This is a genomic window from Terrisporobacter muris, assembly GCF_024621905.1.
Classification (GTDB): domain Bacteria; phylum Bacillota; class Clostridia; order Peptostreptococcales; family Peptostreptococcaceae; genus Terrisporobacter; species Terrisporobacter muris.
On the sequence record NZ_JANKBY010000210.1, the window covers coordinates 1 to 6339 of the forward strand.

Below are 6339 nucleotides of genomic sequence, written 5' to 3' on the forward strand. Positions count from 1 at the left end.
AGATATATTTTCAATAAAGTTCAAAATATCTTCCTTTAGTATTTCTATATTATTATATTTTCCTAAGTCAAACCATTTACTATCCTTATATCTTTTAAACCAAGTTATTTGCCTTTTGGCATATCGTCTTGAATCTCTCTTGATTATTTCGATAGCTTCTTCTAAAGTATATTCACCCTCTAAATATTTGACAATTTCTTTATATCCAATTCCTTGCATAGATATTAAATTTTTATCGTATCCCATGTTTAGCAAATTCTTAACTTCTTCAACTAATCCATTTTCCATCATAATATCTACTCTTTTATTTATTCTATCATAAAGAATTTCTCTATCACGATTTAAAACTATTATTATTGGTAAATAGTCTTCGTTGTATCTTAAATCAGTTGAAAAGTCTTGCATTTTCTTTCCATCTAAACATACTTCTAAGGCCCTTATAACTCTTTTACTATTATTTTTATGTATCCTAGAAGCTGCTTCACTGTCTAGTGACTTTAACTTTTCATGCATATAATCTATGCCTTTTTCTTGTAGTTCTTTTTCCAGCTTTTCTCTTATTTCAGAATTCGCATTGGACTTAGCAAAATCCATATTGTATATTAATGAATTAAGATATAAACCAGTTCCTCCAGTAACTAATACATTTTTTCCTTTATTAGCTATTTCTTTTATATATTTACCTGCTCTATGCTGAAATTCTGATACTGAAAATGGAAAATCTGGCTTAACTTCATCTATCATATGATGAATTACACCATTCATTTCTTCTTTAGTAACTTTAGCACTTCCCACATCCATATATTGATATATTTGCATAGAATCAGCAGATATAATTTCTGCATTTAAGTCTTTTGCAAGTTCTATTGATAAAGCTGTTTTCCCAACGGCCGTAGGTCCTGTTAGGATGATAAGTGGTATCTTTTTCATAGGCTTCCTTCCTTACTCATCTTACATAATTCTTTTAAACATTTTTTCAATTTCTTTTTTTGATATTTCAACTATGGTAGGTCTACCATGAGGACATGTAAATGGATTTTCACATACCTCCATTTGAGATAGAAGCTTTTTCATTTCCATAGTATGAATTTTATCATTTGCTTTTATGGCTGCTCTACATGCCATGGATGCAAATTTATCCCCTTTTAAATCATAACTATTTTTCAAATCATCTATATTATCAATAATTTGAAGAATAAATTTCTCACTTTCAGGGTTACCAAAAATAGTAGGCACACCTCTTATCATAATGTGATTATTTCCAAATAACTCAATTTCAAAACCAAAATTTAAAAACAAATCAAGATTACTCTCTACTTTTAGCATATCTATATTAGATATTTCAAGTACTATTGGATCTAATAACATTTGCATATCTATTTTATGATTTTTAAATTTTTTCATATATTCTTCGTATAATACCTTTTCGTGAGCTGCATGCTGATCTAATAAATACATAGAGTTATTTTTTTCAAGTATAATATAAGTATTAAGTATGCTTCCAACAACTCTAAAATCTGTAATTGAAAATCTATTTTCATTTGATTTTATTGTACTTTCTTCTCCACCTATTTGAGTGTAATTTTCTTTTTCATCAATCTTATTTTTATCAATTTTACTTAAAGAATCTAGTTCATCAAAGGTAAATGATTTACTCACATCAACAACACCATCAATAAAGTATTCTCCACTTTTATTTTCTATAGGTTGAAGCTTAACATCTTCATTTAAATCTTCTTTTTTATTTATTTTATCTTGTATTATTTTTTCTTTTATACTAGTACTATTTAAGTCTTTATTAGCTTCTTCTTTATTAGTACCTTGCTTTAAAGCTTCTTCTAGTGACATAAAGGTATTACTACTATCCAACTCTTTTATTGATGGCGTAGCCATACTTATATCTTTTACAGTATTTGCTTGTGGTATAATTTCTTTCTTCTCTAAATATATCTCTTTACTTTCATTTACAATAGGTTTTTTATCATAAATTTCATACTTGCCAATTAAAGCAGTATTTAATAATTTTTTCTTTAGTAAATCTCTAATTTCTATATATAAATCTTTATCATCTTCAAATTTAATTTCCATTTTTGTAGGATGTATATTAACATCTATTTTGGATGGATTTATATGTATATTTAGGAAACATACGCCATACTTATTAATTGGTATAATACCTTTATATGCTTCACTTATAGCGTCTAGTATTATTTTACTTTTGACAAATCTATTATTTATGTAAATATGTTGTAAGTTTTTATTTGAACGATAAATATTATTATTACCCATATATCCACAGATATTACAATATTTACCTTCTTCATTAATTTCTATTAAATTTTCAACTATTTCTTTTCCATATATACTTCTAATAACAGAAATAAGCTTACCATCTCCTGGTGTGTTTAACATTAGCTTACCATTGTTTATATATTTAAATTGAATATGTGTATTTCCTATGGCAAGTTTATTAATTAAATCACTTATATTGATAGTTTCTGCATGAGTTGATTTTAAAAACTTTTGTCTAACAGGAGTATTAAAGAATAAATCTTTTATAATCATTGTAGTTCCATTCTTTGTTCCCACAGGCTCTTTTACAACTTCTTTTCCACCCTCTAAAACAACCTTCGTTCCCAATGGTTCATCTTTAGTTTTTGTAATCATTTCTAAGCGAGAAACAGAAGCTATAGAAGCTAAAGCCTCTCCTCTAAAGCCTAAAGAATATAGGTCATATAAATCATCTATTTTTTTTATTTTACTAGTAGCATGTCTTAAAAACGATTTATCCACTTCACTAGATAAAATTCCACTACCATTATCCGTAATTCTTATTTGTTTTTTTCCTCCATCAACTATGTCTATAACTATTTGTGTAGCACCAGCATCTATGGAGTTTTCTATTAATTCTTTAGTGACAGAAGAAGGTCTTTCGATTACTTCTCCTGCTGCTATTTTATTTATTGTTAAATCATCTAATATATTTATTTTCTTTGACATAATATTCCTCCAAAGAATAATTTTAAGCCACAGTGTTGGCTCATGAAATTTTAAGCCACATCGTGGATTTTATCTCTTAAGCTACTTTATGAATTCTATTTATTCTTTGCCTTCTTTTGAAGGTTAAATAGTGCATTCATTGCATCTAGTGGTGTCATACTTAATATATCAAGATTTTTTATTTCGTCTAATATATTATTATCTTCAACTATATCAAAAGTTATTTGATCCACTGTTAGAGCAGCTTCTTTATTTGCTTTATTTAAGTTATTTACTGAACTCTCATTTTTTATTTTTTCATATTCTTCAGTTAATTTATCGTAATCTTTTCTTAGTTTTTTATAAGTTTTATTTAAACTTTCTTGTTCTATTTTTAATGATTCATATTCATTTTTAAGATTGCTTTGCTCAAGTTTTTTTAGTTCTAATTCTATATTATTTATCGAATTTTCTTTATTAAGTGCTATATTTTCGGCTGACGAACATTCGTTCTTTTTGCTAATTTGCCCATTTTCTAAAGAATTTTCTTCATTATTAGCTATTCCATTTATGGCGTAGCCGTTATATATGTGATTTTTTTCTAAATCCTTTAAAATTTCTGATGATCTATTAATAACTTCATCAGGAAGCTTAGCAAGTTTAGCAACATAAATACCATAACTTTTATCTGCTGGACTATCTATGATTTTTCTAAGGAATATTATATTTTCTCCATCGTCTTTTACTGCAATAGAGTAATTTTTAACTTCATCAAACTCATTTTCTAGCTCCGTTAACTCGTGATAGTGAGTAGCAAATAAAGTTTTACACTTAATATATTTTTCTATATATTCAACTATTGACCAAGCTAAACTTATACCATCATAAGTAGATGTACCCCTACCTATTTCATCTAATATAACTAAACTTTTGTCTGTAGCATTTTTTAGTATGTGAGAAACTTCACTCATTTCCACCATAAAAGTAGATTGACCTTGCGATAAGTCATCACTAGCACCTACTCTTGTAAAAATTCTATCGCAAATCGGAATATTTGCATATTCTGCTGGGACAAATGAACCCATATGAGCCATTAAACAAATTATGGCACTTTGCCTCATATAAGTAGACTTACCTGCCATATTTGGTCCTGTAATTATATTGATAATATTTTCTCCAGTATTTAAGTAAGTATCATTTGGAACAAAATTTTCTTCTCCAACTATATTTTCTATTACTGGATGACGTCCATTTTTTATATCAAGTTTATTATCAATATTTATATTTGGCTTAACATAGTTATTTATGTGAGCCACTGTGGCAAATGAAGTAAATACATCTATATTTCCTATAATTTTGGCCACATTTTGAATTCTATCTATATTATTATAAATAGTTTGCCTTATTTTAACGAAAATTTCATATTCTAATGCTTTTATTTTTTCTTCAGCATGTAATATTTTATCTTCTATCTCTTTTAACTCTTCTGTTATAAATCTTTCTGCATTACTTAGAGTTTGCTTTCTTATATATCTACCTTCTAAATCTAAGTTAGCTAGATTTACCTTAGTTATTTCTATATAGTATCCAAATACCTTATTAAATCCTATTTTAAGTGATTTAACTCCTGTTTTTTCTCTTTCACGATTTTCTATATCCTTTATCATGAAGGCACCATTTTTAGAAATATTTCTAAGTTCTCTTAACTCTTCATTATAAGAAGATTTTATTATATTACCATCTTTAATAGTTAAACTTGGCTCTTCCTTAATAGCTTCATTTATTAGCTTATAAATATCATTTAAGTCTTCCATAGAATCTATATATTTTTTTATAGTAGTTCCATCACATGAGTTTATTCTATCTCTTAGAAGCGGAAGCTTTTCTATGGAATTTTTTAAGTTAATCATTTCTTTTGGTGTTACTTTTTCAAAAGCAATTTTCCCACAAATTCTTTCTATGTCGTAGACATTTTTTAGTATATCTATTAAGTCTTCTCTAAGAGAAAAATCATCCTTTATCTCTTCTATAACATCAAGTCTTTCATCTATTCTTTTTTTATTAACCAAGGGCTCTTCCACATATTTTCTAAGAAGTCTTCCACCCATGGCAGTAGATGTTTTATCTAACACATGAAGTAGTGAACCTTTCTTTTTAGAACCTCTAATTGTTTGAGTTAATTCTAGGTTTATTCTAGTAAACATATCAAGAACCATATATTCACTAGGATTATATATGTTTATTACATTTATATTTGATGTAATTTGTTTTTGAGTATTATATATATAATTAAGAAGTATGCATAAACTAGTTTTAATTAAATTTTTATCATCAAACCTTAAAGTTTCTAAGTAGTCTTCACTAAAGTATTCACTTAATATATTTGTGTTTAAATAATTCTCATCAAAATTTTCATTTATATAAATGTTCCCCATTATGGCTATATTTTTCAAATTATCCTTGAAGCTTAAGTCATTTAATATAATTTCCGAAGGGCTAACCTTAGCTATTTCTTCAATAAGTTTATCTTCTTTAATAAGTGTGGCATTAGTTTCTCCTGTACTAATATCCACATATGAAAGTCCAAAATTATCATTAACTTTGTATAAAGACATTAAGTAATTATTCTTTTTATTTTCAAGTAAATTTCCTTCTAAAACAGTTCCTGGCGTCACTACTTGAATTACTTCTCTTTTTACTATGCCTTTTGTCGTTTGTGGATCTTCCATCTGTTCACCAATAGCAACTTTGTATCCAGCTTCTACTAATTTCGATATATATGAAGCAGCTGCATGGAAGGGAATACCACACATAGGCGCTCTCTCTTCTAAGCCGCAAGACTTTCCTGTTAATGCTATTTCAAGTACCTTTGAAGCAACTATTGCATCTTCAAAGAACATCTCATAAAAATCTCCTAATCTAAAAAACAATATGCAATCAGGATATTTATCCTTACATTCAAAGTATTGTTTCATCATAGGAGTAAGTTTTTGTCTGTCAATCTCCATATTTCTACCTCCTTTGTCTTTTGTTATTATATCATATAACACAATTTATATGTTATCTTTAAAATATACCCTTAAAACTAAAAAATAGCTATTTATTTTCATAAATAGCTATTTTACATTAATGTATATAATTTTACTTATTATGCCGTATAATTTATTGTCTAAAAAACAGTATGAAAGCCTATTAGAATATTATTTTTCATTTTTTAATATTCTATTTAAAGATAGTATTGCTGCTCCTGCAATTATAAGAAAAGCTGTACCCATAAATACCCAAGCTATAGTAGTCATACTATTCACTCCTTTTTATTTCATTATATACAGAAGTTAAGCAATTTTTACCATATTAACA

Annotated in this window: 3 protein-coding genes; all 3 read right to left on the reverse strand. The window is 27.0% G+C overall.

Annotated features, from left to right (window positions below):
- A partial coding sequence (gene miaA, locus NSA58_RS13985) for a tRNA (adenosine(37)-N6)-dimethylallyltransferase MiaA (protein ID WP_257560598.1) occupies positions 1-930 on the reverse strand: 930 nt, incomplete at its 3' end.
- Positions 931-951: 21 nt separating this feature from the next.
- Positions 952-3000 (reverse strand): DNA mismatch repair endonuclease MutL, encoded by a 2049-nt coding sequence (gene mutL / locus NSA58_RS13990; protein WP_074429765.1) that lies wholly within the window; start codon positions 2998-3000, stop codon positions 952-954.
- A 95-nt stretch (positions 3001-3095) separates the two neighbouring features.
- Positions 3096-5987 (reverse strand): DNA mismatch repair protein MutS, encoded by a 2892-nt coding sequence (gene mutS, locus NSA58_RS13995; protein WP_074429764.1) that lies wholly within the window; start codon positions 5985-5987, stop codon positions 3096-3098.
- Positions 5988-6339: the final 352 nt, after the last annotated feature.

Bases quoted from the DNA above. Each gene is read 5' to 3' on its own strand.
- mutS (WP_074429764.1), bottom strand. From the start codon at position 5,987: ATGGAGATTGACAGACAAAAACTTACTCCTATGATGAAACAATACTTT.
- mutL (WP_074429765.1), bottom strand. From the start codon at position 3,000: ATGTCAAAGAAAATAAATATATTAGATGATTTAACAATAAATAAAATA.